This window comes from Pseudomonas sp. P179, from assembly GCF_000478485.2.
Classification (GTDB): Bacteria; Pseudomonadota; Gammaproteobacteria; order Pseudomonadales; family Pseudomonadaceae; genus Pseudomonas; species Pseudomonas aeruginosa.
In genome coordinates this window covers 489,280-514,927 of record NZ_KI517354.1, presented here as the reverse complement: position 1 = coordinate 514,927, position 25,648 = coordinate 489,280, and the positions used below count along the sequence as shown (strand labels likewise).

Here is a 25,648-nt window from a genome sequence, read left to right as displayed (position 1 = left end):
CTTCAGCCTTCTCCCCAGATGCCCTTGCCGGGAAGTCGTTCCCGGCCTGGCGCGCGCGCCAGGTCGAGACGCGGGCCCAGCGGTACTATCCCGGTCGGGTTGATGGTGCGGTGGCTGGCGTAGTAGTGCCCCTTGATATGTTCGAAGTCCACTGTCTCGCCGATGCCCGGGCGTTGGTACAGCTCGCGCAACCAGCCGGAGAGATTCGGGTAGTCTTCGATGCGCCGCAGGTTGCACTTGAAGTGTCCGTGGTACACCGCATCGAAGCGCACCAGGGTGGTGAACAGGCGGATATCGGCCTCGGTCAGGTATTCGCCGGCCAGGTAGCGGCGTTCGCCGAGCAAGCCTTCCAGGTAGTCCAGCTCCTCGAACAACTGGACGAAGGCCTCCTCGTAGGCGTCCTGGCGAGTGGCGAAGCCAGCACGGTACACGCCGTTGTTGACCGCAGGATAGATGCGTCCGTTGAGGCGTTCGATCTCCTCGCGCAGCGGCTCCGGGTAGAAGTCCAGCGCGTTGGCGCCGATGGCGTCGAAGGCGCTGTTGAAGATGCGGACGATATCGGCTGATTCGTTGTTGACGATCTTCTGCGCCTGCTTGTCCCACAGCAGCGGCACCGTGACCCGGCCGCTGTAGTGCGGGTCGTCGCGGGTGTAGCGCTGGTGCAGAAAGGCCAGGCCGTCGAGGCGATCGCCGGTGGAGCCGTGGGCGGGGTCGAAGGTCCAGCCGTTCTCGCGCATCAGCCAACTGACCACCGAAACATCGACCAGCGACTCCAGCCCCTTCAGCTTGCGCACGATCTGGGTCCGATGGGCCCAGGGGCAGGCCAGCGAGACATAGAGATGGTAGCGCCCGCCCTCGGCGGGGAACGCCGGCTCGCCCAGCCAATGGCGGCGCTGGGCGTTTTCGCGCTGGAAGCGGCCGTCTTTCTGTGTGTCATACCACTGGTCGTGCCAGCGGCCATCGATCAACTGTCCCATGAGCGGGTTCCTCCATACGTCGTTGGAGGAACAGTCTAGTGTCGGGTGATCGATAAATTTATATAAATAAAGGGCTATTCGTATCGATCAGATCGATTCGTTTCGGGTCGCCCAGTAGTGTGCGGCTTCCTTGAAGGCTTCTTCGCGATTCTTGCCAAGGGCCCGTAGCGCCAGGGCCATGCTGGAGAGCACCGCCAGGTGGCCATAGGCGTCGCCTTCGCGGCCGTCCCAGACGGCCCGAAGGAAACCCGGGTCGAGCTGTTCCGGCTTCATGTGCCGGTGCGTCGACAATGCCGGCCATTCCTCGTCCCAGGCTTCGCCCTGGTCGCAACCATACAGGTGGGCGACGACGTCCGGGTTGACTTCGATCTCGCCGCCTTCGCCCTTGATGACGATGGCCCGGTCGCCGAGCAGGCGGCTGGCCTCGCGGTGGGTTTCCTGGTAACCGGGGTGGAAGATGCTCTGCAGGATGCAATCCGCATTCAGGGGGTTGAGCAGGCGAACCAGCGAATGGATCGGCGAGCGCAGGCCGAGGGTATTGCGCAGATCGATCATGCGTTGCAGCACCGGCATCCAGGCGCCGAGCGGAATGAACGCCAGGTGGCCGCGCTCCAGGGCCTGTTCTACCTGCAGCCAGTCGTGGCAGAGCGGGATCTCCAGCGCCGCCAGCAACTGTTCGCTGTACAGGCGTCCGGCGGTATGCGCGCCGCCGCCGTGCATGAGGATGCGCACGCCATGGCCGGCCAGGCATTTGGCGGCCAGCAGGTACCAGGGCAGGTGGCGCTTCTTGCCGGCGTAACTGGGCCAGTCGAGGTCGACGCGCAAGGACGGGACTTGCAGGCGTTCGCGCACCGCCTCGGTGAAACCGGCCAGTTCCTCGCTGCTTTCCTCCTTGTGCCGCAGGAGCATGAGGAAGGCGCCCAGCTGGGCGTCCTCGACCCTGCCGTCGAGGATCATGCCGAGGGCCTCGCGGGCTTCCTCCCGGGTCAGGCTGCGCGCTCCGCGCTTGCCTTTGCCGAGGATGCGGACGAACTGGGCGAACGGATGTTCGGCGGGAGTCGAGAGAGTCATAGACAGTTGCTCGGTTTCGGCAGGCCGGCCAGCTTCGCGCCAAGCTTGGCCGGGGCGCCCTTGAACAGGTGGTTGAGGTGCAGGCTGTTGCCCTTGTCCGGACCCAGTCGCTGGGCGACGTACTTGATCAGCGGGCGGTTGGCCGGAGACAGCTGGAACTCCGCATAGAACTCGCGGAGCAGTTGGAGAATCTCCCAGTGCTCGGCGGTCAGGGCCAGCTCCTCGCGGGCGGCCAGGGCTTCCGCCACCGGCTCCGACCAATCGTCGAGGGCGGCGAGGTAGCCGTCCTTGTCCAGCCGGATTTCCCGGCCTTCCAGCATAAGGAGCGTCATAGCCAACTGTTGACCTTGTCGAAGCGGGTGGCGAGTTCGACGAAGCCGGGGTAGTCCACCGCCACCAGGCGAGCGGGGACGTCCTCGATACCGCGCGCCTGGAGGTCTTCCAGCAGGGCGAACAGTTCGATTTCCGCCGGCATCAGTTCCAGGGCCTGGCAGGCGTGGCTGCCGGCCAGCAGGGCGTGCACGGCGTCGCCGCAGAGCAGCAGGCCGTCGCCGGGGTTGAGCAGGTACAGGCAACTGCCCAGGCGGCCGTCATTGAACGGCGAGCGGGACAGTACGTGGAGGGTCGTGGCCATCAGAGGGTAATCACCTGGTCGTAGCGTTGCAGCAGGTCGCGCAGGGCCTGGTCGTCGAGCACCTCGACCGCGAGGGCCAGGCGCTCTTCAGCCAGGCCTCGCTCGCGCAGGCTACGGGCCGAGACGTAGAGGTCGTCCACGCCGAACATCGGCAGGGCCTGCAGGTTGGCCTGCAGGTCCTTCTGCTGCAGGTGCGCAGGATGCTGGCCGGGAGCCAGCTGGAACGCGCCGTCGTCGAGGAACAGCATGCCGACCGGTAGATCGAAGGCGCCGCCGGCCAGGGCTATGTCCAGCGCCTCGCGGGCGCTCGGGCCGGACCAGGGCGACTGGCGGCTGATGATCAGCAGCGACTGGCTCATCGGTCGCCTCCGAAGCAGACCAGGCGGTCCGCGCTTTGCGTCGCCTCGTGCAACTGGCCGAGTCCGGACAGTTCCCATGGTGCGCCAAGGTTGGCGCCGGGACGGCCGTAGCGTTCGGCTTCCTCGGCGTTCAGCACGCCGCGGCGCAGGGCGGCGGCGATGCAGACCACGGCGTCCAGGCCGTTGCGCTCGACCAACTCGCGCCAGGCGGCGGGCAGGTCGAACTCGTCCTGGCCGCTCACGACGTTGGCCGAGGCGCTGTGCACGCCGTCCTGGTAGAAGAACAGGCGGACGATTTCGTGCCCGCCGGCCAGCGCGGCTTCGCTGAAGCGCAGCGCGCGGCGGGCGGCGGGGGAGTGGGGAGGGTCGAATAGGGCGATGGCGAATTTCATGCTGCGATACGCGAAGGATTTCTTCGAATGATAAACCAATGCCTGTGTTTTGCCGGTCCGCAAATGAAAAAGCCCGTCGCGGGGACGGGCTTTTCCGGAGGCGTTTTCTATCAGTCGTCGCCGCCGGCGATGCCGAAGATCTGCAACAGGCTGATGAACAGGTTGTAGATCGACACGTACAGGCTGATGGTGGCCATGATGTAGTTGCGTTCGCCGCCGTGGATGATCGCGCTGGTCTGGTAGAGGATCATCGCCGAGGAGAACAGGACGAAGCCGGCGCTGATCGCCAGTTGCAGGCCACTGATCTGGAAGAACAGCGATACCAGCACGGCGCCCAGCAGGACGAAGAAGCCGGCGGTGATGAAGCCGGACAGGAAGCTCATGTCCTTGCGGGTGGTCAGCACATAGGCGGACAGGCCGAAGAACACCAGGGCGGTCATGGCGAACGCCGAAGTGATGACGCTGCCGCCGTTGGGCAGGCCGAGGTACATGTTGAGGATCGGGCCGAGCGTGTAGCCCATGAAGCCGGTCAGGGCGAAAGTGCTGACCAGGCCCCAGGCGCTGTTGCGCAGCTTCACGGTGAGGAAGAACAGGCCGTAGAAGCCGATCAGCACCACGAACACGTTCGGATAGGGCAGGCGCATCTGCTGCGAAACGTAGGCCACCAGGCCGCTGAAGGCCAGGGTGAGTGCCAGCAGGCCGTAGGTATTGCGCAGAACGCCGCTGACTTCACGCTGTTCCGCGACGGCGGAGTTCAGCTGATATTGCTGTTCTTGCATGGTGTGGGTACTCCTTAACGGGAACGGGTCCATGACGTACTGATGGGCATGATAGCAAAGCCTCTGCCAGGGCCAATCGATAGAGTTTGACAGTGTGTTGCTATCCGGTACTATTGCGCCCCGCGATGCGGAGGTGTGGCCGAGTGGTTTAAGGCAACGGTCTTGAAAACCGTCGAAGGGGAGACTCTTCCGTGAGTTCGAATCTCACCGCCTCCGCCATATCCGCGTACTGAAAAGCCCCGCTGAGCGGGGCTTTTGCATTTTCGGGGCGCCGCTCTTCCGCACTTCCGGGTCGTTTCCGCAGCCTGCCCGGCGTCGATTCGATGACTCTCCGATTTCGTCGGGTAATGGCTTCAGATCACGAAGAAGCCGTGGGTTCCGTCGCGACCGAGTTGCTCCACCAGGCCGAACTCCCAGTCCAGGTAGCCCTGCATCGCTTCGCGCGGATTGTCGGTACCTTCGTAGGGGCGGCGGTAGCGGTCGATGCGCGGCGACGCCAACAGGCTTTCGCCGTCTTCCGTCGGCAGGCCCGCGGCGACCCAGGCGCTGGTGCCGCCGTCGAGAAGGAACACCGGCTTGCCGCTGAGTGCCTGGACTTCCGCCACGGCGAAGCGTGCCAGCAGGCTGCTGCCGCAGGTGAGTACGTAGCGCTCGGCCGTGCCCAGCCGTTCCAGTGCCTGCTTCAACTGGCTGCGCAATACCCAGGCGGCGCCGGGGATGTGGCGTTTCGCATAGTTGGCGCTGGCGGTGAAGTCGAGCACCCGGGTGCCCGGTTCGCCCAGCCAGTCGGCGAGGGTGGTCGGGTCGATGGTGTCGGCCCGGGGTTGCCTCGGCAGCGGCGCGCTCCAGGCGCCCCTCTCGCTGAAGTCGGCGTCGGAGAGTCCGTCCAGTACCGCGACCTGCCAGCCCATCTGGGCCAGCCAGGAGGCGCTCATGTTGGCGCGTACGCCATCGTCGTCCACCAGTACCAGGCGCGCGCCGCGCACGCTGGCGACATGGTCGGTTTCCTGAACCAGCTGGCCTCCGGGCGTGGAGCGGGAGCCAGGCAGGTGACCGGCTTCGTATTCCTCGGGCGTGCGTACGTCGAGCAGGTAGGTGGTGCGGTCGTGCTCGTCCTGCCATTGGGCCAGACCGGCCAGGTCGAGGCGTTCGACGCCGGCGCGGTCGGCGACGGCACGGGCGCGCTGGGCGGCGGCCTTGCGAGTGTCCTGGGAGATCGCACCGAAGCGTCGCGTCTGGCCGTGTTCCAGTTGCTGACCGGCCAGCGTCCAGCCGATGGTGCCGTTGCGTAATGCCGCCACCGGGTTGGGGATGCCGGCGTTGAGCAGCGACTGGGTACCGATGATGCTACGAGTGCGCCCGGCACAGTTGACTATCACCCGGGTGCGCGGGTCCGGCGCCAGTTCGGCGACGCGCAGCACCAGTTCGGCGCCGGGCACGCTGATGCCGCCGGGGATACTCATGGTCTGGTATTCGTCGAAACGACGGGCATCCAGGATCACCGCGTCGGCCCTGGCGTCGAGCAAAGCCTGTACTTCCTCCGCGGCCAGCGATGGCGTGTGGCGCTCGGCCTCCACCAGTTCGCCGAAGGCCTTGCTCGGCACGTTCACATCCCTGAACAGCTCGCCGCCGGCGTTGCGCCAACCGGACAGGCCGCCATCGAGCAAGGCCACGTCGCTGTAGCCGAGGTCGAGGAGGCGTTGCGCGGCGACCGGCGCCAGGCCTTCGCCGTCGTCGTAGACGGTAATCGGCGTGTCGCGGCGCGGCACCCGGGCATGGATCTCCAGTTCCAGCCTGGACAGCGGCAGGTTGGCGGCGAACAGGGGATGGGCCTGGGCGAACGGGTCCTCCTCGCGCACGTCGAGCAGCGCCAGCTCCCGGCGGGCGAGGAGAGCGGCGCGGATATCGTGGAAGGTGCGTACGGCGATCTGGCTCATGCGGGGTTCTCTTTCGACAGGTCCCAGATATTGGGCAAGCGGCTGTTGGAATAGCCGGAAATGAAGGGTTTTTCCTCACCTTCGGCGCTGAACACGGCACGCCGTACCGCACCGATATTGGCGCCGTAGACGTGGATACTGATGGATGTGCGGTCGCTGAAGGCGTTGCTCACCTGGTGCACGTCGCCAATGCGTGGCGACAGCGCTTCGACCTCGCCGGGCTCCAGGCGTCGACGGGCTCCGCTGGGATGCGGACGCCCCCCCGCATCGAAGGCGTACGGCTGCGAGTATTCGGCCCCGCGGAGCATGCCGATCAGGCCCCAGACCCGATGATCGTGTACCGGTGTGATCTGGCCCGGCCCCCAGACGAAGCTGACCACCGAGAAGCGCTGCCGTGAGTCGACATGCAGCAGGTACTGTTGGTAGCGCTGTGGATCGGGGCGGGCGCAGTCTTCCGGCAGCCAGTCGTCCTGGCGCACCAGCTCGGCCAGCAGGGGGTGGGCTTGGGCGAGCAGGGTGGATTCGTCGGGACGGCTGTCGAGCAGTGTCGCCAGCTCGCCGATGAACTGGCGCAGGCGGTCGAGGCGCAGGATGGATGACATGCGGGGATTCACTCCGGGAAGTTCTGGCGGTACGGTAGCAAACGCTTTTTTATTCCTGAAATGCATTTTGAATCTAAGCTAATATGCGAGAAATGCAATTGGTGCCGGCCCCATGAAAATCGATGACATCGACGCCTTCGTCGCGGTGATCCGCAACGCTTCCCTGAGCCAGGCCGCCGAGAGCCTGGGCCTGACCCAGTCTGCGATCACCCGGCGGGTACAGAGCCTGGAGGAGTCCCTCGGAGTGGCATTGCTGGACCGCAATACCAAGCCGCTCAAACCCACCGCCAGCGGACTGCGGGTCTACGAACAGTGCCGGCGGGTGCTGCGCGAGGTGGATGGCCTGCGTGAACTGGTGGCCGGTGACGCCACACCAAGTGGCGTGCTGCGCCTGGGCGTGCCGCAGAGTATCGGCGAGGTGGTGTTGCTGGATGCCCTTCGGCGGCTGGCCGACGAGTACCCGGAGCTGCGCGCGCAGGTCGGCACTGGCTGGGGCAGCCATTTGCTGGCGCGCCTGGAGAATGCCGAACTGGACGCGGCAGTGGTGTTGTTTCCGCCAAGCAAGGTGTTCCCCGAAGAACTCGGCGCCACGCCCCTAGGGCGCATGGAACTCTGCGTGGTGGTCGCCCGCGACAGTGCCATCCAGGCGCGACGCCTGCTCGATTGCTACCACCATGGCTGGGTGCTCAACCCCGATGGCTGCGGCTTCCGTGCCGGCCTGCAACGGGCCCTGGCCGATCAGGGCCTGGGCCTGCAACTGAACCTCGAGACTTTCGGCAGCGAGCTGCAACTGGGCCTGGTCGCCGCGGGCCGGGGTCTCGGCCTGGTGCCGGCGCCGGCCCTGGCGCGTAGCCGCTACCGCGATCAGTTGCAGGTGCTGCAACTGGAGGATTTCCAGCCGCTGATCCAGCTCTGGCTGGTGCGTCCGCGCCTGCTGGGCAATCTGGAGACGCCGGCACGGCTGTTCGGCAGGGCGGTGGCCGAGGGGTTGGATATGCAAGCCGGTTGAGTAGCGGCGCCGGGAGATCCCCGGGAGACGGGAGCGTGAATGAGAAGGGGCTGCAGTCGGGATCAACATTCCCCTGCGAGCCCCTTTTCGCTTCAGAGGGAAGAGGGAGCGAGGGCGGCTACGCATAGTGTCCGCCTTGGGAAACGCAAAGACGGAAAAGCTAAATATGCGCGTTTAGCATATTAAGATATGAAAAAAATGAATTTCCATCATGTAGTTTCAGCCTGTAGCTTCTAAGAAAAGCACCCATGCAGATGTTTTTCTTATAACGACAGCCGCCAACCTTATCAGTCGAGCGGCCCAGGCGAGGGCAACAGCGTGAGCGTGGAAATTCTCGGCATGATCACCGCCACACCGAGTTCCGAGGTGGACCAGCCGTTGGGGGAGGCTGTGGACGCCGGTTTCGTCCGGCGTTTCGCCCAGGCCCATGAGGACGCCGGCTTCGACCGGGTGCTGGTGGGGTATTTCAGCAATGCCGCCGAGGGCGCGGTGGTCAGTTCCTTCGTCGCCGCTGCCACCCGGCGCCTTGGCGTTCTCCTGGCCTATCGCCCGGGGGTGATTGCAGCGCCGCTGGCGGCACGCCAACTGGCTACCCTGGATCAGTTCAGCGAGGGCCGCCTGGCCCTGAACGTAGTCAGTGGTGGTAACGACGAGGACCTCGCGCGCGATGGCGACTACCTCGACCATGACCGCCGCTACGCCCGTACCGACGAATACCTGCAAGCCCTGCGTGCTATCTGGACCGCCACGGGACCGGTGGATTTCGACGGCGAGTTCTACCGCTTCCAGGGCGCCTCGCCAGCGGTGCGCCCGCGCCAGTCGCCGCACATACCGATCTATTTCAGTGGCTCCTCCGACGCAGCCATCGAGGTCGCCGCCAGGCACGCCGACACCTACATGCTCTGGGGCGAGCCGCTGGCCGCGGTCGACGGGCATATCCGCCGAGTGCGCGCCGCCGCCAAGGCCCAGGGACGCGATCCGCGCTTCTCGGTGTCATTCCGGCCGATCGTCGCGGATACCGAGGAGGCCGCCTGGAAGCGTGCCGCCGAGGTGCTCGAACAGGTCCGCGAGAACCGTGCGCGCCTCGGTCTGCCGCTGCGCGACCACCAGCCGCAGAACGTCGGTTCGCAGCGCCTGCTGGCCGCCGCCGAGCAGGGCGAGGTGCTCGACAGCCGTTTGTGGACCGGCGTGGCCCGGCTGACCGGGGCGCGCTGGAACTCCACCGCCCTGGTAGGCACCCCCGAGCAGGTTGCCGCTGCGCTTGGCGAGTACTACCGGCTGGGCGTCTCGACCTTCCTGATTCGAGGCTTCGATCCGCTCGGCGACGCCGTGCGCTACGGCCAGGGCCTGATTCCCGCCATACATGACCATATCGCCCGCCTGCCGCTGTTGCGGCACGCCGGTTGAGGAGCTCCGATGAAACTCAAGCAATACCTGCTAACCAGCTTCGCCACGCTTCTGCTCGGTGCCTCCCTGGCCCAGGCCGCAGAGCTGCCGACGTTGCGTGTGGGCGACCAGAACTACTACAACGTGCGGGCTTCCATGGAGGCCTCGGGAGTTCTCGAAGGCGCGCCTTACCAGGTCGAATGGAAGCATTTCCAGTCCGCCGCGCCGGTGGCCGAAGGGTTGCAGGCCGGAGCGCTGGACCTGGGTTTCCTCGGCGACTCGGGCTTCATCTTCCTCGCCGCCAAGGGTGCGCCGGTGAAGCTGGTCGGCGTCTCGCGGCAGAACCCCGATACCATAGCCCTGCTGGTGCCGAAGGATTCTCCGGTGCGCAGCATTGCCGATCTCAAGGGCAGGAAAGTCGCCTACTGGCCCGGTGCCTGGAGCCAGCAACTGACCTTGCGCGCGCTGGAGAAAGCCGGCCTGCCGAAGGACTACGTGGAGTTCGTCAAGCTGATGCCGATCGACGCCGCCGCCGCCTTGCCGCGCGGCAGCATCGATGCCTTTCCGGTGTGGGAGCCGTATATCTCGCAGCAGATCGTGGTTTCCGGCGCACGGCCGATTCTCACCGCCCGCGACCTGATGCCGGGGCTGTCCAGCATCGCCGCCAACGCTGCTTCCATCGAGCCCAGGCGCGCGCAGATCGCCGACTTCCTCGGCCGCCTGCGCAAGGCACGGGCCTGGGTCGAGGCACACAAGGAGCAGTACGCCGACCTCTGGGCGCAGAAGGCCAATCTCGACCGGGCAGTCTCCCGCCATTGGATCGGCCAGGCCGGCATGAGCGTCGGCCCGGTAGACGCCCAGGCCGCCACCGACTACCAGGAGACCGCGGATTTCCTGCTGCAGACCGGTGCCTTGCCCAAGCCGTTCGACACTTCCACGGTGATCGACACGTCCTTCAACGAAGCCTTCCACTGAGTACGGACCATGAGCATCCAGTTTCTCGGCATGATCGGCCATCGCCTGGCCTCGGAGACCCTCGCGCCGGTCGGACCTATCCTCGACAAGCCTTACATCGCCGCTTTCGCACGCGCCCACGAAGAGGCCGGCTTCGATCGAATCCTGGTCGGCTACTGGTCGGACCAGCCGGATGGATTCCTGGTGGCCGCCGCCGCTGGCCTGGCCACTTCCCGGATCGGTCTGCTGCTGGCGCACCGCCCCGGTTTCGTCGCCCCGACCCTGGCCGCGCGCAAGCTGGCGACCCTCGAACACCTCCTCGACGGGCGCCTGGCGGTGCATATCATCAGCGGCGGCAGCGACGCCGACCAGCGCAAGGACGGCGATTATCTCGACCACGACCAGCGCTATGCCCGCAGCGACGAATTCATCGAACTGCTCAAGCGCACCTGGACCAGCACCGAACCCTTCGATTTCCACGGCGCGCACTACCGCGTGGAGCACGCCTTCTCGGCCATCCGTCCGCAGCAGAAACCGCACATTCCGGTGTATTTCGGCGGCTCCTCGGAAGCCGCGCTGAAGGTCGCCGGCAAGCAGGCCGATGTGTTCATGCTCTGGGGCGAACCCCTGGCACAGGCCGCCGAAACCATCTCCGCTGTGCGCGAACAGGCGCGCTCGAATGGTCGCGAAGTGGAATTCAGCCTGTCGTTCCGGCCCATCCTCGGGCGCACGGAGGACGAGGCCTGGGCCAAGGCCGAGGCGATACGCGCAAGCGCCGGCGCGCGCCTGGGCGAGGCCGGCTTCCCCAAGGGCAAGCCGCAGAGCGTCGGCGCCCAGCGTCTGCTCAAGGCGGTGGAGCAGGGCGAGCGCCTCGACGAGCGCCTTTGGACCGGAATCGCCAGGCTGGTCGGTGGTGGGCACAACTCCACCGCCCTGGTCGGTACCGCGGAACAGGTGGCCGACGCCCTGCTCGCCTACTACGACCTGGGCGTGCGCAATATCCTCATTCGCGGTTTCGATCCCCTCGCCGATGCCGTGGAATATGGCCGCGAGCTGATCCCGCTGACCCGCGCCAAAGTCGCCGAGCGCGAGCGCCGGCGCGCCACGGCCTGATCCCATGGCCGTCCTGCAGACTCCCTCGGCGGCGTTCGACGAACGGCTCCCGGAACTGACCCGGCAACTGGCGGAAAGCGCCGATGCCCATGACCGCAGCGGAGATTTTCCCCATGCCAACCTGGCCCTGCTGCGACACCACGGGCTGCTCGCCCTGGCCTTGCCGCCTGCGCTCGGCGGTCCCGGCGCCAGCCTCGGCGAGCTGCGCCGGGTAATCGGCGCGGTGGCTCGCGGCGAACCCTCCACGGCCCTGGTGCTGTGCATGCAGTACCTGCATTTGCGGCGCCTGGCCGATAACCCCGATTGGCCCGGCGCGCTCAAGCGGCGCGTGGCGCGCGAGGTGCTGGAGCAGGGGGCGTTGATCAATAGCCTGCGCGTGGAGCCCGAGCTGGGTTCGCCGTCACGCGGCGGTCTGCCGGGTACGCTGGCGCGGCGTGTCGGCGACGGCTGGCAGCTGTCCGGGCACAAGCTCTACACCACCGGCATTCCCGGCCTGACCTGGCTGGCGGTATGGGCGCGCAGCGACGAGCCGATCCCCCGCGTGGGTACCTGGCTGGTGCGCCGCGACAGCCCAGGCATCCGTATCGTGGAGAGCTGGGACCATCTGGGCATGCGCGCCAGCGGCAGCCACGAGGTGCTCTTCGAAGAGGTGGCGGTGCCGCTGGAAAACGCCATCGGCCTGCATCCCCACGACCAGCCTCCGGCGCCGGACCAGGCCGTGCTGCGCGACTTCGCCCAGGCTAGCGCGGTGTTGCTTGGCGCTCTCTACGACGGTATCGCCGGGAGCGCCCGCGAGTGGCTCGTCGGCTGGCTGCGCGAGCGCGTGCCGGCCAGTCTCGGCGCGCCGTTGGCGAGCCTGCCGAGGATGCAGGAGGCGCTCGGCGAGATCGACGGCCTGCTCCTGCAGAACCGCCTGCTGCTCGATGCCGCGTGCTGCGGACAGTTGCCCGCCAGCGACTCCGGGCTGCTCAAGGTCGCGGTCATCGACAACGCGTTGGCGGTGGTCGAGAAGGCCCTGGAACTGAGCGGCAACCACGGCCTCAGCCGGCACAATCCGCTACAGCGGCACTACCGCGACGTGCTTTGCGGACGTGTCCACACGCCACAGAAAGATAGCGTCTGGAGCGCGGCGGGGAGGGCGGCGCTGAGTCTTTGAAACGTACCTCCCACGATTCTCGACCCTGGCCTTGTCGGCGACCGCACCGGCGGAACGGATAGCCCAGATAGCCCCGGCTCCGTGCGGAGCTGCCTGGAGATTGCCCATGAAACGACCCCTGTGTGTGCTTGCCGGCCTGCTGGCCGCGACCCTGCTGGCTGGAGCCGCCAGCGCCGCCGACCTCATCAGCCTGCGCCTGGGCGATGTGAAGGGCGACCGCTACGCTGCCCTGCGCGCGTCCGGCGAGCTCGACGACCTGCCGTACAAGCTGGAAATGTCGGCGTTCCCCTCCGGTGCACCGGTGCTCGAGGCGCTCAACGCCGGGGCCCTGGACATAGGCTTTACCGGCGACATCCCGTTCCTCTTCGTCTACGCTGCCGGCGCGCCGCTCAAGGCGGTGGGCGCCTGGCACTTCAACCCGGCGACCGTGGCGCTGGTGGTCGGCAAGGACTCGCCGATCCGTTCGGTGGCCGGCCTCAAGGGCAAGCGCATTGCCGTCAATCGCGGCGGCTGGGGGCATTTCCTCGCCCTTGGCGCGTTGCGTCGCGCCGGCCTCGGACCGCAGGACGTAAGCTTTTCCTTCCTTGGTCCGGTGGACGGCCGCGCCGCCCTGGTGCGTGGCTCGGTAGACGCCTGGGTGCCCTGGGAGCCCTATACCTCCAGCGCCGTGCTGCTCGATCAGGCGCGGGTCATCGACAACGGTGCCGGGATCATGACCGGCTACTCCTATGCCCTGGCCAGCGACGCTGCGATCGCCCGCAAGAAGGCCGCGATCAGCGACCTGCTGACCCGCCTGGCGCGTGCCCAGGCCTGGGCCCTGAGGCATCCGGAGGCGTTCGCCGAGGCCCTGGCCAAGGATCTGAACATGCCGCGCGAAGTCACTCGGCGCTGGGTTGGCGAGGCGCGCATCAGTCCTGTGGTCTTCGGTCCGGAGGTTGCCGCCACCCTGCAGACCGCCGCCGATTTCTTCCATGCCGAAGGCGTGCTGCCGAAGTCGCTGGAGGTCGCCCCGGCGTTCGACTTCAGCCTGTCCGCCGGTGCCGCCGAAGTGGCCCGCCAGTTGCCCGCCGACCTCCGCGTCGGCCAGCGTTGAGGAGTTACGGAATGCGTCAGACCCTGAGCCTGTTCCTGCTTCTCTGCCTGCTCGTCGGCCAGGCCTGTGCCGACGAGCGCGTGACCCTGCGCCTGGCCGACCAGAAGGGCAACATGCGCGCCCAGTTGGAGGCTGCCGGCGCGCTGGACGACCTGACCTACGACATCCGCTGGTTCGAATTCCCCGCCGCCGCCCCCCTCGCCGAAGCACTCAATGCCGGTGCGGTGGATGCCGGCATCATCGGCGACGCGCCATTGCTCTTCGCCCTGGCCGCCGGTGCCCGGCTGAAGGCCATCGCCGTCGACAAATCCGATCCCTACGGTACCGCCGTGCTGGTGAGAGGGGATTCGCCGCTGCGCTCGGCCAACGACCTGAAAGGCCAGCGCATTGCCACCGGGCGCGGTTCCATCGGCCACTTCGTCGCGCTCAAGGCCTTGGCCTCGGTCGGGCTGGGCGAGAAGGACGTCGAATTCCGCTTCCTCGGCCCGGTGGACGCGAAAATGGCCCTCGCCAATGGTTCCGTGGATGCCTGGGCGACCTGGGAGCCCTACACCGCGTTCGCGGAGACCGCCGACAAGGCTCGGGTACTGGTCGACGGTCGCGGCCTGTGGGCTGGCAACAGCTTCCTCGCTGCTACCGATAGCGCACTGGCCGACCCGGCGAAACGCGCCGTGCTGCAGGACTACCTGCAACGCCTGGCCAGCGCCCAGCGCTGGGCGTACCTGCACCTGGACGAGTATTCGCGAAGCCTGGCGCAGATCATCGGCTTCCCCGAGGACGCCGCGCGCTTGCAGTTCGAACGCCGGCGCTTGCGTTGGCAGGCGCTGGATGAGCGAACGCTCGGCCAGCAGCAGGAGACCGCCGATTTCTACCAGGCCCATGGATTGATTCCGCAGCGCCTCGATGTGCGGCCGACCTTCGCCAGCGGCTTTGCGGTCAGGCAGGCGTCGGATGCGGATATCCGGTAGGCGCTGCCCGGGCATTAATTGATAACTATAAGTTATTTATCGATTGTTTTTTATTCCAATAATCTATCCGTTCCGTCGCCGGCAGCTGGAACTCCCGTCCCTGCGGGCGCTCGCACCTATCCCAGGAGTCATCGCATGTCTCGTCCGTTCCTGCGTCGCTTGGCCATCGTGTTTGCCGCTTCCGTCGTCCTGTCGGGCATTGGTGGCGCACAGGCCGAGGAGGTCCTGCGCATCGGCTTCCAGAAATCCTCGACTCTGCTGACCCTGATCCGCAGCCAGGGCACCTTCGAGCGCGAGTTGGCCAGGCAGGGCATCCGGGTGTCCTGGCATGAGTTCCCCAGCGGCCTGCCGTTGCTCGAATCGCTCAATGTCGGCAACGTCGATCTCTCCGCCGACGTCGCCGACACCGTGCCGGTGTTCGCCCAGGCGGCGGGTGCTCGCCTGACCTACTTCGCCCGCGAAACACCTTCGCCCGCGGCGCAGGCGATACTGGTCGGCGAACATTCGCCGCTGAAGTCCCTGGCCGAGCTGAAGGGCAAGCGCATCGCCGTGACCAAGGCCGCCGGCAGCCACTACCTGCTGATCGCCGCGCTGGCCAGCGCCGGGCTTGAGTTCTCCGACATCCAGCCAGCCTACCTGACGCCAGCCGACGGCCGCGCCGCCTTCGAGAACGGCAAGGTCGACGCCTGGGTGACCTGGGACCCCTACGTGGCAAGCGCCCAGCGCCAGCAACGCGCGCGGGTACTGGCCGACGGCCAGGGCCTGGCCAGCTACCAGCGCTACTACCTTGCCTCCAGCGACTACGCCAGGAAACATCCTGAAGTGCTCCAGCAGGTCTTCGCCGAACTGCAGCGCACCGGGCGCTGGCTCAAGAGCCACCCGGCCGACGCGGCCAAGGTGCTGGGGCCGCTGTGGGGCAATCTCGATGCCGCTACCGTCGAGCAGGCGAATGCGCGGCGCAGCTACGACGTACAACCGGTGAGCGCAGATGGTCTCGACGAGCAACAGCGCATCGCCGACGCCTTCCACGCCCAGGGACTGCTACCCAAACCGGTGGATGCGCGCGCCGTGGAGGTATGGCAGCCGCGGCACTGAGCGGCGCGGCTGCCCTGTGATGCGCGGCACCGGCGGCCAGCGTAGCTTGCCGCTGGCGCGCGTCCTTCAGGCCAGCCCATAGCTGATCTGCTCGGCCTTGACGTGGAACGCCTGCTCACGGCTCGGAAGATGCTGGTTGGCATCGGCGTTGCCCTGGCGCAGGCGTTCGGACCTCAGCGTCGGCAGGCGGAACACATCCTGCCGCTCGGTCTGCAACGCATTGCCGCGCATCAGCTCCATCAACGGAACCTGCATGGCCGGGGTGCTCTGGCCGAGGAAGTAGTTGGGCACCTCGTCGCACCACAGCAGCATGTAGTCGCTCACCGCATCGTGCTCGGCGTCGAGCACCACGTACTCGACGCGGTGGCGCAGGACCACTTCGGCGTCGATGCTCCAGCGGGTGTCCACGGTGAACAGCGGAACGTGCTTTTCCACGTCCACCAGCAGGCCATTCACCGCCTTGCAGCCGGACTTGCGGCAGGCCACGTGGTAGCGCTTGTCGGGGAGGGGGTGACGCGCCACCACGTCGCGCCCGCCAAGCAGGTGCAGGTCGAACTCCTTGATGCGGATGTCGATCAACTCGCACGGCAGGTCGAACCCCGCAGGCGTCAGCAGCCTGGGGCAGAAATGGATAAGCATGGTTTTCTCCATCAGGCATGCCCGGGGCTTTCCCGCCCTGGGGGAGAGGTATCTCTATCGGTCGCAGGTCAGCCGGCAAGCCGCATCCTGACGGACGAGGCAGAGCCTCGCCCGGTGAAAGACGCGAACGCCGGTCCTGGCGGACCTCGCTGGATTTTTCTGGCTCCGGGCGCTCCCGCGCTTCCAGGGGGCGTCTCGGGCGAGTGTCAGCTCCCGGTCTTGACCCGGCTCCAGACCCGGGTACGGATTCTCTCGACCTTCAGTGGCAGGGTTTCCAGCGGGAAGAGGGTCGCCATGGTTTCCTTGCTCAGGTAAACCGCCGGGTTTTCCCGCAGCTTCCGCTCTACCAGCGGCAGCGCCGCCTGGTTGCCATTCGGATAGCCCACGTAGTTGGAGGTCCTGGCGATGACCTCCGGACGCAGCAGGTAGTCGATCAGCGCATAACCCTGCTGCGGATGCGGTGCATCCTTGAGCAGCACCATGTTCTCGGCCCAGACCAGCGAGCCTTCCCGGGGAATGCTGTAGGCGATATGGCGACCGTTCCCGGCCTGTTCGTTGTTGACCTGGGCCATGTAGGCCGTACCCTGCCAGCCGACCACCACGCAGACGTTGCCGTTGGAGAGATCGGTGTCGACTCTGGAGGAGTCGAAATAGCGAATGTAGGGGCGAACCTTCAGCAACAGTTCCTGGGCTTTCTGGTAGTCCTCGGGATTCTGGCTGTTGTGCGGCAGGCCCAGGTAGTTGAGGGCGATGGACACCAGCTCGGTGGAGGAGTCCAGCGTGGCCACGCCGCACTGGCTGAGGCGGGAGATGTTCTCCTCCTTGAAGACCAGGTCCCAGGAGTCGACCGGCGCGTCGGGGCCGAGCAGCTTGCGGACCTTGTCCACGTCGTAGGCGATCCCGGTGGTTCCCCAGAGATAAGGTACGGCATAGCGATTGCCGGGATCGTTGGCCTGAAGCTTCCCGAGGATGTCCGCGTCGAGGTTCTTCCAGTGGGGGAGCCGGTCGCGGTCGAGTTCCTGGAGGACGCCCGCCTTGATCAGCCCGGGCAGGATGTTGGAGGTGATCACCACCACGTCGTAGCCGGAGCGGCCGACCATCAGTTTGCCCTGCGCGGTCTCGGCGCTGTCGAAGGTGTCGAGGACGACACGGGTGCCGGTTTCCTTCTGGAAAGCCTTGGGCGTTTCCGGGGCGATGAAGTCATACCAGTTGTAAAGATGGACGCTGGTTTGCGCAGCCCATGCACTGTCCGCCGCTGTCGCACCGATCGTCGTCAGGATCGATAACGCCAGTGCACAAACTTTTTTCATTGGATTTCCTTTCCGAAACGAAACAAGTTGGATTTTGCACCTACCAGAACTGGTAGTTCTGACCTGTGGCTATCTTCGAAGGCATCGATATTATGCACATTGGAACTCTTCATGACATAACGCCGAGTGACTAATCCCAGAGGAGTAGTTGTGTGGATATCGCATTGCACGGCGGCGCCTGGCACGAGTCACTGGGAAAGTTGCTCGAAGCGCTGGACCGGCCGTTCTTCTGGCGGATCCTGGCGCAGACCCTCGGCCAGTTCGCCCCCGTCGACAACTGGGCGGCCCTGATATTCAGCGATTCCAGTCCCTTGATTCTTTCCTTCATGGAGGAGGAGAGAGAAGAAGTCGAGCCGGACCCGCTGATCAGTCGATATATAACCGGACTTTATCTGCAAGATCCTTTCTACCAGGTATCCAGGAACTGTCGGCGCGGCGGGCTTTTTCATCTTGCGGATATCGTCTCCGAAGATTTCGAAACGACCGAATATTACAATACGTACTTTGCGCATTATGTGGTGACGGACGAAGTTCAATATAACGTCCCGCTGGATGGTGAAAGAACCCTATGCCTGTCGTTGGGCAGCGAGAGCCGCTTCGGTGCCGAGCAGATCGCGCTGTTCGAGCTGCTTCGCCCGTGGGTCATCGCGCTGATGAAAAAACGCATCCACTTCGAGGATGCGGTCAGGGAGGAGGCGAAACCGATCGCAGCGGCGGAGGTGGAAGTCCAGCCCTGGAGAGGGTTGATATCGCCGCTGACCGCGCGGGAGTCGGATGTCATCCGGCTGATGCTGGATGGATACTCGAACAAGGAAATAGCGGATCGGCTGACGCTGTCGATCGCCACTATCAAGGTGCATCGCCGGCACATCTACGCGAAGCTGAACGTGAAGTCCCACTCCGAGATATTCGCGCTGTTGATCAACCCGCCCGCGCCGCGGCTCGCCGACGCACGCTAGCCCGGATTTCTCATGAGGCCGGCAGGCGTGGCCGGTGAAGCCTCGGTGTATCAACAACCTGCCTTCCACCGCTAAAAATTGATCGTTTTTTATTCAATTCCCGCGTATGGGGCGCACTGCCCCCTTTCCCCCATTGAGCCGGGCCGGGGGCGCCCGCCTGTTCAGGTCGGCTTGAGGCGGGCAACCAGCCCCGCAAAGAGTTCCTGATGCGGATAGGCCTCGCTGATCAGCACGCGGATGCGCCGGCTGTTGCGAATGATCACCGCACCGATCTTGAGCAGTTTCAAGCGCAGGTTATGGATGCTCATGCGCGCCAATGCGGTGCCCTGGAGATGATCGCGTAGCCGTTCGAACAGCACATAGGCAAAGGCCGACAGCATCAGCCGCCACTGGTTGGTCCACCAGCGTGGGCTGGAGGTGCGGTCGGCGAACAGATCCAACTGTTGGTCCTTGATCCGATTCTCCATGTCGCCACGGCCGCAGTAGTCTTCGTAGTACTGCTGGGCAGCATCCTCGGCAAAGCGGGACACGACGATGAAGCGTGGATTGGCACCCTGCTCGCCATGTTCCAGGCGCGACACGACCAGGCGGCGCCTACGCCAACTACCGGCCTGATAGAGGAAGCGATACACGCCGGACATCTTCTGCCCGGTTTCTTGGTAGGCCTCGGCGACAGCTTGCATGGCCGGCGCCGCCATCCGCTGCAGGCGGGTGTTGCGGGCCAGACCCACCACATAATCCACCTGCTTGCGGTCACACCAGTCGAGCATGCGATGTCGGCAAAAACCGCCGTCACCGCGGAACACGATGCGGGTCTCTGGCCAGAAGCGGCGAATGAACTTGACCAGCAGTGCCAGGATGGCCCAACTGTGTCGGGCGCCATCGATGTTGCTCGGGCGCAAATAGCTCACCAGCAGATGGCGACCACAGAACACATAGAGCGGCAGGAAGCAGTAATGGTCGTAATAGCCATGGAAGAAGCGCCCTTCCTGATCACCATGCACCGGCACATCGGTCGCATCGAAGTCGAGCACGATCTCAGCCGGCGCCTGGTCATGCTGGGCGATGAAGTGCTCCCACAGCAGGCGATGGGCTTGCACCACCGTTTCGCGATCGGCTTGCTGTTCCAGGCGCCCCAGAGTGGATTTGCCGGCCAGCGGTTGCAGGCGGTTGACCGCAGTCTGCAGCGCGTAGTCATGGCGCAGGCCGTCATGATCGTTGAGATCCTCGTAGCCGGCGGCCAGTGCATAGATACGCTGGGCGAGCAGTGTCTGCAGTCCATGCTGGACACGCCCAGGATCACGCCGATCGGGAACGATTTTGGCCAGGCGGCGGGTCAAGCCATGTTGCCGGTCGACCTCGCGCAGCAGCAACAAGCCCGCATCCGAGGTGATGTGACCACCGGTGAAAGAGGCCTCGACGAGGCGGCGAGAGAGGGGTGAAAAGTGGAGTTTTTCTGGTAGCATTTTGTGCGCGGCTGAAGACTTATGGGGCTTTGTTTGGCGACAAGAATCATAAGGCTTTCAGCCGTTTTTGTTTATGCGGTCATGAGAAATCCGGGCTAGTGCGCCGCCTGCGGAGGAACCCGGGCGCATAAGGTTATGCGAAATTCATATTGCCCGACGCTGAAAAAGCCGGCGTCGGATTGCACTCATGGGCGAATTCCATCCAGGACGATTCGACCATGCCCGATGTACGTCTTTCCTCTCGTTCGTTGATCCCCGTGCTCTGTGCGGTGGGGCTCGCCTGCGCGCTGCAGGGCGAGGTGCAGGCCGCCGACGGTGGGCCGCGCGACGTGGCCACGGCGCCCCGGGTATTCGACATAGCGCCCGGCGAACTGGCCGAGGTGTTGTTGAACATCGTGCGCCAGGGACACGTGCCGATCGCCTTCGACCAGCGCCTGGTGGCGGGGTTGCGCGGACCGGATATCCGCGGCCGGCTCAGTGTCGAGGACGCCTTGCGGCGTGCCCTGGCCGGCAGCGGGCTGGCATACGCGCAGGACGAAAGCGGTGCCTTCGTCCTGCGCCGCGGACAGGCGCCTGTGCAGGAGACGCGAGGTGCGACGGTGGCACCGACCTTGTCCACCGTGGTGGTCACCGGCACGCGCAAGAGCGATGTGAAGGCGCAGGACAGCCTGAGCCCGATCGACGTGGTCAGCGCTACCCAGCTACGCAGCAGCGGTGCGGTCGACCTGCGCGATGCGCTGGTCAAACTGTTGCCCTCGCTGACCCGCCAGGCCCAGCCGTTCAACGCCTCGGCGTTGACCCACACGCAGTCGCTGCGCGGGCTGAGCCCCAACCATGTGCTGGTGCTGGTGAACGGCAAGCGTCGCCACGAAACGGCCAATCTCAATATCAGCGGCGGGCTGGAGAAGGGCTCCACCGGCGTCGATCTGGACACCATCCCGATCAACGCCATCGAGCGGGTCGAGGTGCTGCGCGACGGCGCCTCGGCGCAGTACGGTTCGGACGCCATCGCCGGGGTGATCAACGTCATCCTCAAGTCCGCCGACAGCGGCGGGTCGGCGGCCGCTGACGTCGGGCAGACCGGCGACGGCGACGGCTTCACCCATGGCGGCGGGGGGAACATCGGGCTGGCCTTCGGCGATAGCGGCTTCGTCAACCTCACCGCCGAATATCGCGAGCAGGAGCGCACGATGCGCAGCGGCATCGATGAGCGCACCGGTCGGCGCGACAACATTTCCATGGGCGATCCCGCGTTCCACCGGCAATCGTTGGCGCTCAACTCGGGTTTCGGGTTGGGCGACGATATCGAGGTGTACGGCTTCGGCACCTATACCCGGCGCAAGGCCTCCTCGGCGGCCAACTATCGCCTGGCTTCGGTGGCGCCGACGCTGTATCCGGACGGCTTCACGCCGCGCCCGAACAGCGACGAGGACGACTATGCGTTCCTCGCCGGGGTGCGCGGCGAGCGTCTGCTGGATGCCTGGCACTGGGACCTGAGCAGTGGCTACGGCGCCGACCGTCCCGATATCGGCATGACCCAGTCGGTGAACGCGGCGATCTACCGTGAAACCGGCAACAGTCCGAGAAGCTTCGACCTGGCGCGCTACCGCAACAGCCAATGGACCAGCAACCTGGACCTGGGGCGGGAATTCGAACTGGATTTCCTCGCTGCTCCGCTGGCGTTGTCGCTGGGTGCGGAATACCGGCGGGAAAGCTACCGCATCGACGCCGGCGACCCGGCGTCCTACTACAGCGGCGGGGCGGAATCCCTGGCTGGCCTCTCGCCGCTCAGCGAGGGGCAATGGTCGCGGCACGCCTGGGCGTCCTACCTGGACCTGGGTACCTCCCTGACCCCAGCCTGGGAGGTCGACGTGGCGGTGCGCCACGAGAAATTCAGCGACTTCGGCAGCACCACCAACGGCAAGTTCGCCACCCGTTACCAGTTCGATCCGCGGGTGGCGCTGCGCGCCAGCGTAAGCAGCGGGTTCCGCGCGCCGTCCCTGGTCCAGGAGCACTACACCGGCCTCAGCGTCGGCCCGACCATCGCCCTTGGCCTGCTGGCGGCCAACTCGCCGGCGGCGAAGATGCTCGGCGCCGACGAACTGCAACCGGAGAAGTCGACCAGCTTCAACCTTGGCCTGGTACTCAGCCCGTGGGAAAACGTCGGGCTGAACATCGACGCCTACCAGATCAGCATCCGCGACCGCATCGTCGACAGCGCCACCTATTCCGGCCAGGAAGCCATCGATGCCCTGGCCGCGGCGGGGATCTCGTTGCCGGCCAGTGCCAGTACGGTCAGTACCCATTACCTGGCCAACGGTGCCGACACCCGCACCCGCGGTGTCGACATCACCGGTCACTACCTCGTCGCGCTTGGCGAGTACGGGCAGGTCGACTGGGAACTGTCGGCCAACTTCAACCGCACCACCTTGCGCAAGAACCATCGAGGCGCCAACGGCGAGCCGCTGCTCAATGCCCAGCAGGTCGCCTGGATCACCAGCTCCACCCCGCGCAGCCAGGTTTCCCTCGGCGGCACCTGGAGCCGCCAGGACTGGGAGGTCAGCCTGCGCCTGACGCGCTACGGCCGGACCAGCTCGGAACTCGACTACACGGTAGGGCCGGACGCCTGGTCGACGGAGAAATTCAACCATTTCGTCAACGACCCGAAGTACATCACCGACATCGCCGCGCGCTACCGGCTCAGCGCCGACCTGACGCTGACCGCCGGCGCCGACAACCTGTTCGACGTCCGTCCGGACAAGCTGCCCGCGCAGAACACCACCTATGGCGACGTGCTGCGCTACGACACCTATGCCTCGCAGATCGGCTTCAACGGCGCCTTCTACTACCTACGCGCGGCATACCGCTTCTAGAGGGCCAGGCGTGGCGCAACGAGAATTTTCCGCGACCAGCGGCGGTGTGCTGCTGGCGTCGGTGGTGGCGATCATGCTCGGGCCCACCGGCATCCTGCTGAACACCTTCAGTCTGTTCATCGCACCGATGAGCGCCGAGTACGCCTGGGACCGCGCCGAGGTGTCGTTGCTGGTGACGCTGTTCGGACTGGCGGTCGCCATCACCAGCCCGCTCAAGGGCTGGCTGATCGACCGTTGGGGCGCGCGGCGGACAATGCTCGGGCTGACCGCGGCCCTGTCGCTGCCGCTGCTCGGCCTGGCGGCGGTGAATGCCGTCTGGCAACTCTACGCGCTGTTCCTGCTGATCGGCCTGCTGGCGCCAGGCAACCTGCCTTACGGACGTATCCTCGGACTCTGGTTCCGCCAACGCCTGGGCGTGGCCTACGGCCTGTTAGGCCTGGGCTTCGGGGTGGGCGGGCCGCTGGGCCTGCTGGTCGGCCACCAGAGCCTCGAAGCGTGGGGCTGGCGCGGCGCTTTCCTGGTCTACGGCGTGCTCGAACTGGGCCTGGCGCTGCCGCTGCTGGCCTGGCTGTTCCGCGAGCCAGCGCCGGATGCTGGCGTGGCCGCCGGCACGGCCGTAGCGGAAACCGCGCTGAGCGGATCGACGGCGCCCCAGGCCTGGCGCAGCGCCAGTTTCTGGCTGGTGCTGGGCAACCAGGTACTGGCGGTGTTCGTGATGTCCGGGATCATGACCCATGGCGTGCCGATGCTGGTGGAGCGCGGTTTGTCCCGGGGCGAGGCGGGCACCGCGCTGTCGGCGTTGTGGGTCGGCATGATGCTGTCGCAGCCGCTGATGGGCTGGCTTCTCGACCGCGTGGCGACGCCTCGGGTGGCGTTGCCCTTCGCCCTGGCGGCGGTGCTCGGCATGGCCTGGTTCCTGGTGGGCGACACACCGAGCGGTCTATGGCTGGCGGTGTTCCTGGTCGGCCTGGGTGGAGGAGGGGAAAGCGGCACCACCAAGTACCTGTTGATGCGCTACTTCGGCCTGCGCAGCTTCGGTGTGATCTACGGTTCGATCCAGCCGTTCACCTTCGCCCTGTCGATCAGTCTCGGCGCTTACCTGCTGGGCTGGCTGTACGACCGCGCCGAAGGCTACGGGACGGCCGAATGGGTGCTGCTCGCGGCTTTTTCCCTGGCTGCGTGCAGCCTGTTCGCCTTTCGCCCCTATCCGCAGAAATTGCCCTGAAGGGAATCATGCCGGCTAGCGTTCGCCCTGGCGCCGCGCGGTCTTGCCGGCGAGGCGGGCCTGGCGATAGTCGTTGGCACACTGTCCCGTCCAGCGACGGAAGGCGTGGCGAAAACTGGAGGTATCCATGTAGCCCAGCCTCTCGGCGACTTCCTCGATGCGCAGTCGCTCGTCCCGCAGCAGTTGGCGCGCCCTGTCGTGGCGGACCAGGTCGAGCACTTCCCGGTAGTTGGTGCCCTCGTCGGCGAGCCGTCGGCGCAGCGTCCGCTCGGTGACCTTCAACTGCCGGGCGACCCAGGCGATGCTCGGGTAGCGGTCCTGTAGCACCTCCAGCAGTGCCACGATGCGTTGGCGGTAGCCGCCCATCTCGCGGGTGACGCGGGTGTTGAAGGCCTTGCTGCCGAGCGCCAGCGAGGCCTGGAACACGGCGGAGTTGGCAGTGGCGATCTCGGCCTCGAGCAATTCCTCGGGGAGGGTGAAGGTGATGCCTGCGCCGGCGAAATACACCGGCACCCGGAAATACTCCTCGTATGCCCGCACGTCGCCGTTCCTTTCCGGGAGGCGCAGGCGGACCAGTTCCAGCTCGCCCAGCAGCAGGTCGCGGAACACCGCGTAGGCGGCCGACGCCAGGACGTTGGCGTGATACAGCCGGGCCGACTGCGGCCAGTCCGGCTTGTCCTGCAGGTCGATATCCACATCCACGGTGTCGCAACTGGAACGTCGCACCGCGATCCCGCGGATATCCTTGCGGAACAGCAGCATGTTGGTCTTGATCAGTTGCAAGGCTTCGCCCACGGTGCCGGCACTCTGCAATGCCAGCCCGGCGACGCCGTAGTCGGAAAGGCGGTAGTGCTCCCCCAGGCTCAGGCCTTCCAGGGGGGAGCGTCCGTTCAGCACGATCCACTCGTAGAGCGCTTCGCTGGGCAGGCGCGGCTCGGCAGCCGAACCCTGACGCATGTCCGGAGGCGTGATGCGTTGCACGGCGAGGTAGTTGTTGAGTGGTCGCCACTCGAAATCGTACTGGATGTTTTCGGACGGGCTCATCGGTTACCTCTTGCACGCGATGCTATCGCCCTGAAGGCGTCAGGGCTTCGTTATTCCATGCGGATGTCGTTTCGGTTGATTTTCGTACGCTGGGCTTCCGGCAATCACTACCTTGCGTAAGGGGTTGACAGGAGCGGGGTCTGCGTATAGCCGCGCCTCCGCGACGCCGTGCCGATCGGTCGTGCATGCTTGCCGTGGCCCGGCTGAGCACTGCCGTCCCGGCCACTCTCGCCGGGGTGGCTGCGCCTGGATGATCGTCGTGGGCGGTGGTGGCGCGGGCCGGTTGCCCTGAGCTTCAGGCGCCATCGCCGCTTGCCGGCGCTCGGGAGGCCGCTGGCCAAGGAAAACCGTAGCGCCGCGGCGGGCGGCGGCTAGCGGGGATTTCCGGCCACGCGTGCCGTGCCCGGGCCTCGCTTGCCTTCCCGGCGCGCCGGACTCCCGGTGGCCTGGAGGACAGGAAAAGCGAGCGGCGAGGTGTCGGCGAGCAGGGTCAACTCGATCTTCTGATAGGGTCGGTGGGCTGTCCGGGGCGGCTAGGATGGACATTTTCATCGTCTCGGGCAGGCCTGTCGCGACCGCGCGAAGTCGCGACGGATGCCGCTGCTAA

General features: G+C 66.0%; 24 protein-coding genes and 1 tRNA gene. 12 read left to right on the top strand and 13 right to left on the bottom strand.

What is annotated here, in order from left to right:
* Positions 1-2: 2 nt before the first annotated feature.
* From HMPREF1224_RS14925 to HMPREF1224_RS14895, 7 genes are all read right to left on the bottom strand, one after another.
* Positions 3-977, bottom strand: coding sequence for a glutathione S-transferase family protein (locus HMPREF1224_RS14925; RefSeq protein WP_010793083.1), 975 nt, complete (start codon positions 975-977; stop codon positions 3-5).
* An 87-nt stretch (positions 978-1,064) separates the two neighbouring features.
* Positions 1,065-2,048: a glycosyl transferase family protein gene (locus tag HMPREF1224_RS14920; RefSeq protein ID WP_003097625.1), complete on the bottom strand. Its 984-nt coding sequence runs from the start codon at positions 2,046-2,048 to the stop codon at positions 1,065-1,067.
* On the bottom strand, positions 2,045-2,380 hold the full coding sequence (locus tag HMPREF1224_RS14915) for a TusE/DsrC/DsvC family sulfur relay protein (RefSeq protein WP_003119979.1): 336 nt from the start codon (positions 2,378-2,380) through the stop codon (positions 2,045-2,047). The genes HMPREF1224_RS14920 and HMPREF1224_RS14915 overlap by 4 nt, the downstream gene beginning before the upstream one ends.
* Positions 2,377-2,682 carry a sulfurtransferase complex subunit TusB gene (tusB, locus tag HMPREF1224_RS14910; RefSeq protein ID WP_003090391.1) on the bottom strand — a complete coding sequence of 102 codons (306 nt, stop codon included), beginning with the start codon at positions 2,680-2,682 and terminating at the stop codon, positions 2,377-2,379. The genes HMPREF1224_RS14915 and tusB overlap by 4 nt, the downstream gene beginning before the upstream one ends.
* On the bottom strand, positions 2,682-3,041 hold the full coding sequence (tusC, locus tag HMPREF1224_RS14905; RefSeq protein WP_003090389.1) for a sulfurtransferase complex subunit TusC: 360 nt from the start codon (positions 3,039-3,041) through the stop codon (positions 2,682-2,684). Before tusC ends, tusB begins: the two co-directional genes overlap by 1 nt.
* Complete coding sequence (tusD, locus tag HMPREF1224_RS14900; RefSeq protein WP_010793082.1) at positions 3,038-3,433, bottom strand: sulfurtransferase complex subunit TusD; 396 nt, start codon at positions 3,431-3,433, stop codon at positions 3,038-3,040. The genes tusC and tusD overlap by 4 nt, the downstream gene beginning before the upstream one ends.
* A gap of 110 nt (positions 3,434-3,543) precedes the next feature.
* Positions 3,544-4,212: a Bax inhibitor-1/YccA family protein gene (locus HMPREF1224_RS14895; protein WP_003090386.1), complete on the bottom strand. Its 669-nt coding sequence runs from the start codon at positions 4,210-4,212 to the stop codon at positions 3,544-3,546.
* A gap of 129 nt (positions 4,213-4,341) precedes the next feature.
* Here HMPREF1224_RS14895 and HMPREF1224_RS14890 point away from each other — a divergent pair.
* Positions 4,342-4,431 (top strand) — tRNA-Ser (locus HMPREF1224_RS14890).
* 134 nt (positions 4,432-4,565) lie between these two features.
* Here HMPREF1224_RS14890 and HMPREF1224_RS14885 read toward each other — a convergent pair.
* Positions 4,566-6,149, bottom strand: coding sequence for a rhodanese-related sulfurtransferase (locus HMPREF1224_RS14885; protein WP_003097617.1), 1,584 nt, complete (start codon positions 6,147-6,149; stop codon positions 4,566-4,568).
* Positions 6,146-6,751, bottom strand: a complete 606-nt coding sequence (locus tag HMPREF1224_RS14880; RefSeq protein WP_003097613.1) for a 3-mercaptopropionate dioxygenase — start codon at positions 6,749-6,751, stop codon at positions 6,146-6,148. Before HMPREF1224_RS14880 ends, HMPREF1224_RS14885 begins: the two co-directional genes overlap by 4 nt.
* 112 nt (positions 6,752-6,863) lie before the next feature.
* Between HMPREF1224_RS14880 and HMPREF1224_RS14875 the strand changes: the two genes are divergently transcribed.
* The 8 genes from HMPREF1224_RS14875 to HMPREF1224_RS14840 all read left to right on the top strand — a co-directional run bounded on the left by HMPREF1224_RS14875 (position 6,864) and on the right by HMPREF1224_RS14840 (position 15,525).
* Positions 6,864-7,760 (top strand): LysR family transcriptional regulator, encoded by an 897-nt coding sequence (locus tag HMPREF1224_RS14875; protein ID WP_003090383.1) that lies wholly within the window; start codon positions 6,864-6,866, stop codon positions 7,758-7,760.
* A 339-nt stretch (positions 7,761-8,099) separates the two neighbouring features.
* Positions 8,100-9,167 carry an LLM class flavin-dependent oxidoreductase gene (locus HMPREF1224_RS14870; protein ID WP_003130938.1) on the top strand — a complete coding sequence of 356 codons (1,068 nt, stop codon included), beginning with the start codon at positions 8,100-8,102 and terminating at the stop codon, positions 9,165-9,167.
* Between the two features lie 9 nt (positions 9,168-9,176).
* Complete coding sequence (locus HMPREF1224_RS14865) at positions 9,177-10,121, top strand: ABC transporter substrate-binding protein (RefSeq protein ID WP_003097609.1); 945 nt, start codon at positions 9,177-9,179, stop codon at positions 10,119-10,121.
* 9 nt (positions 10,122-10,130) lie between these two features.
* Positions 10,131-11,213, top strand: a complete 1,083-nt coding sequence (locus HMPREF1224_RS14860) for an LLM class flavin-dependent oxidoreductase (RefSeq protein ID WP_003097607.1) — start codon at positions 10,131-10,133, stop codon at positions 11,211-11,213.
* 4 nt (positions 11,214-11,217) lie between these two features.
* Positions 11,218-12,369, top strand: a complete 1,152-nt coding sequence (locus HMPREF1224_RS14855) for an acyl-CoA dehydrogenase family protein (RefSeq protein ID WP_003143826.1) — start codon at positions 11,218-11,220, stop codon at positions 12,367-12,369.
* A 106-nt stretch (positions 12,370-12,475) separates the two neighbouring features.
* A complete protein-coding gene (locus tag HMPREF1224_RS14850) occupies positions 12,476-13,462 on the top strand; it encodes an aliphatic sulfonate ABC transporter substrate-binding protein (RefSeq protein ID WP_003113358.1) in 987 nt (328 codons plus the stop codon).
* Positions 13,463-13,473: 11 nt separating this feature from the next.
* Positions 13,474-14,430, top strand: coding sequence for an ABC transporter substrate-binding protein (locus HMPREF1224_RS14845; protein ID WP_003097601.1), 957 nt, complete (start codon positions 13,474-13,476; stop codon positions 14,428-14,430).
* A 135-nt stretch (positions 14,431-14,565) separates the two neighbouring features.
* The gene (locus tag HMPREF1224_RS14840; protein WP_003097598.1) at positions 14,566-15,525 is read left to right on the top strand and encodes an aliphatic sulfonate ABC transporter substrate-binding protein; all 960 of its coding nucleotides are present in this window, start codon (positions 14,566-14,568) and stop codon (positions 15,523-15,525) included.
* A gap of 66 nt (positions 15,526-15,591) precedes the next feature.
* Here HMPREF1224_RS14840 and qteE read toward each other — a convergent pair whose 3' ends face one another.
* Both qteE and HMPREF1224_RS14830 read right to left on the bottom strand, forming a co-directional pair.
* Positions 15,592-16,164 carry a quorum threshold expression protein QteE gene (gene qteE, locus HMPREF1224_RS14835; protein ID WP_003090369.1) on the bottom strand — a complete coding sequence of 191 codons (573 nt, stop codon included), beginning with the start codon at positions 16,162-16,164 and terminating at the stop codon, positions 15,592-15,594.
* Between the two features lie 206 nt (positions 16,165-16,370).
* Positions 16,371-17,474: a polyamine ABC transporter substrate-binding protein gene (locus HMPREF1224_RS14830; protein ID WP_003090368.1), complete on the bottom strand. Its 1,104-nt coding sequence runs from the start codon at positions 17,472-17,474 to the stop codon at positions 16,371-16,373.
* 152 nt (positions 17,475-17,626) lie between these two features.
* On the opposite strand from HMPREF1224_RS14830, the gene vqsR reads away from it, so the two are divergent.
* Positions 17,627-18,433 carry a transcriptional regulator VqsR gene (gene vqsR, locus HMPREF1224_RS14825; protein ID WP_003097562.1) on the top strand — a complete coding sequence of 269 codons (807 nt, stop codon included), beginning with the start codon at positions 17,627-17,629 and terminating at the stop codon, positions 18,431-18,433.
* 161 nt (positions 18,434-18,594) lie between these two features.
* Here the strand turns inward: vqsR and HMPREF1224_RS14820 are convergent, their stop codons facing one another.
* Positions 18,595-19,899 carry an IS1380-like element ISPa33 family transposase gene (locus HMPREF1224_RS14820; RefSeq protein WP_010793081.1) on the bottom strand — a complete coding sequence of 435 codons (1,305 nt, stop codon included), beginning with the start codon at positions 19,897-19,899 and terminating at the stop codon, positions 18,595-18,597.
* 218 nt (positions 19,900-20,117) lie between these two features.
* Here HMPREF1224_RS14820 and HMPREF1224_RS14815 point away from each other — a divergent pair, with 218 nt between their 5' ends.
* Complete coding sequence (locus HMPREF1224_RS14815) at positions 20,118-22,772, top strand: TonB-dependent receptor (protein ID WP_010793080.1); 2,655 nt, start codon at positions 20,118-20,120, stop codon at positions 22,770-22,772.
* Positions 22,773-22,782: 10 nt separating this feature from the next.
* A complete protein-coding gene (locus HMPREF1224_RS14810) occupies positions 22,783-23,997 on the top strand; it encodes an MFS transporter (RefSeq protein WP_003113355.1) in 1,215 nt (404 codons plus the stop codon).
* 15 nt (positions 23,998-24,012) lie between these two features.
* Here HMPREF1224_RS14810 and HMPREF1224_RS14805 read toward each other — a convergent pair whose 3' ends face one another.
* Entirely contained in the window at positions 24,013-25,041 is a 1,029-nt protein-coding gene (locus HMPREF1224_RS14805; RefSeq protein ID WP_003097554.1) for an AraC family transcriptional regulator, read from the bottom strand.
* Positions 25,042-25,648 lie beyond the last annotated feature (607 nt).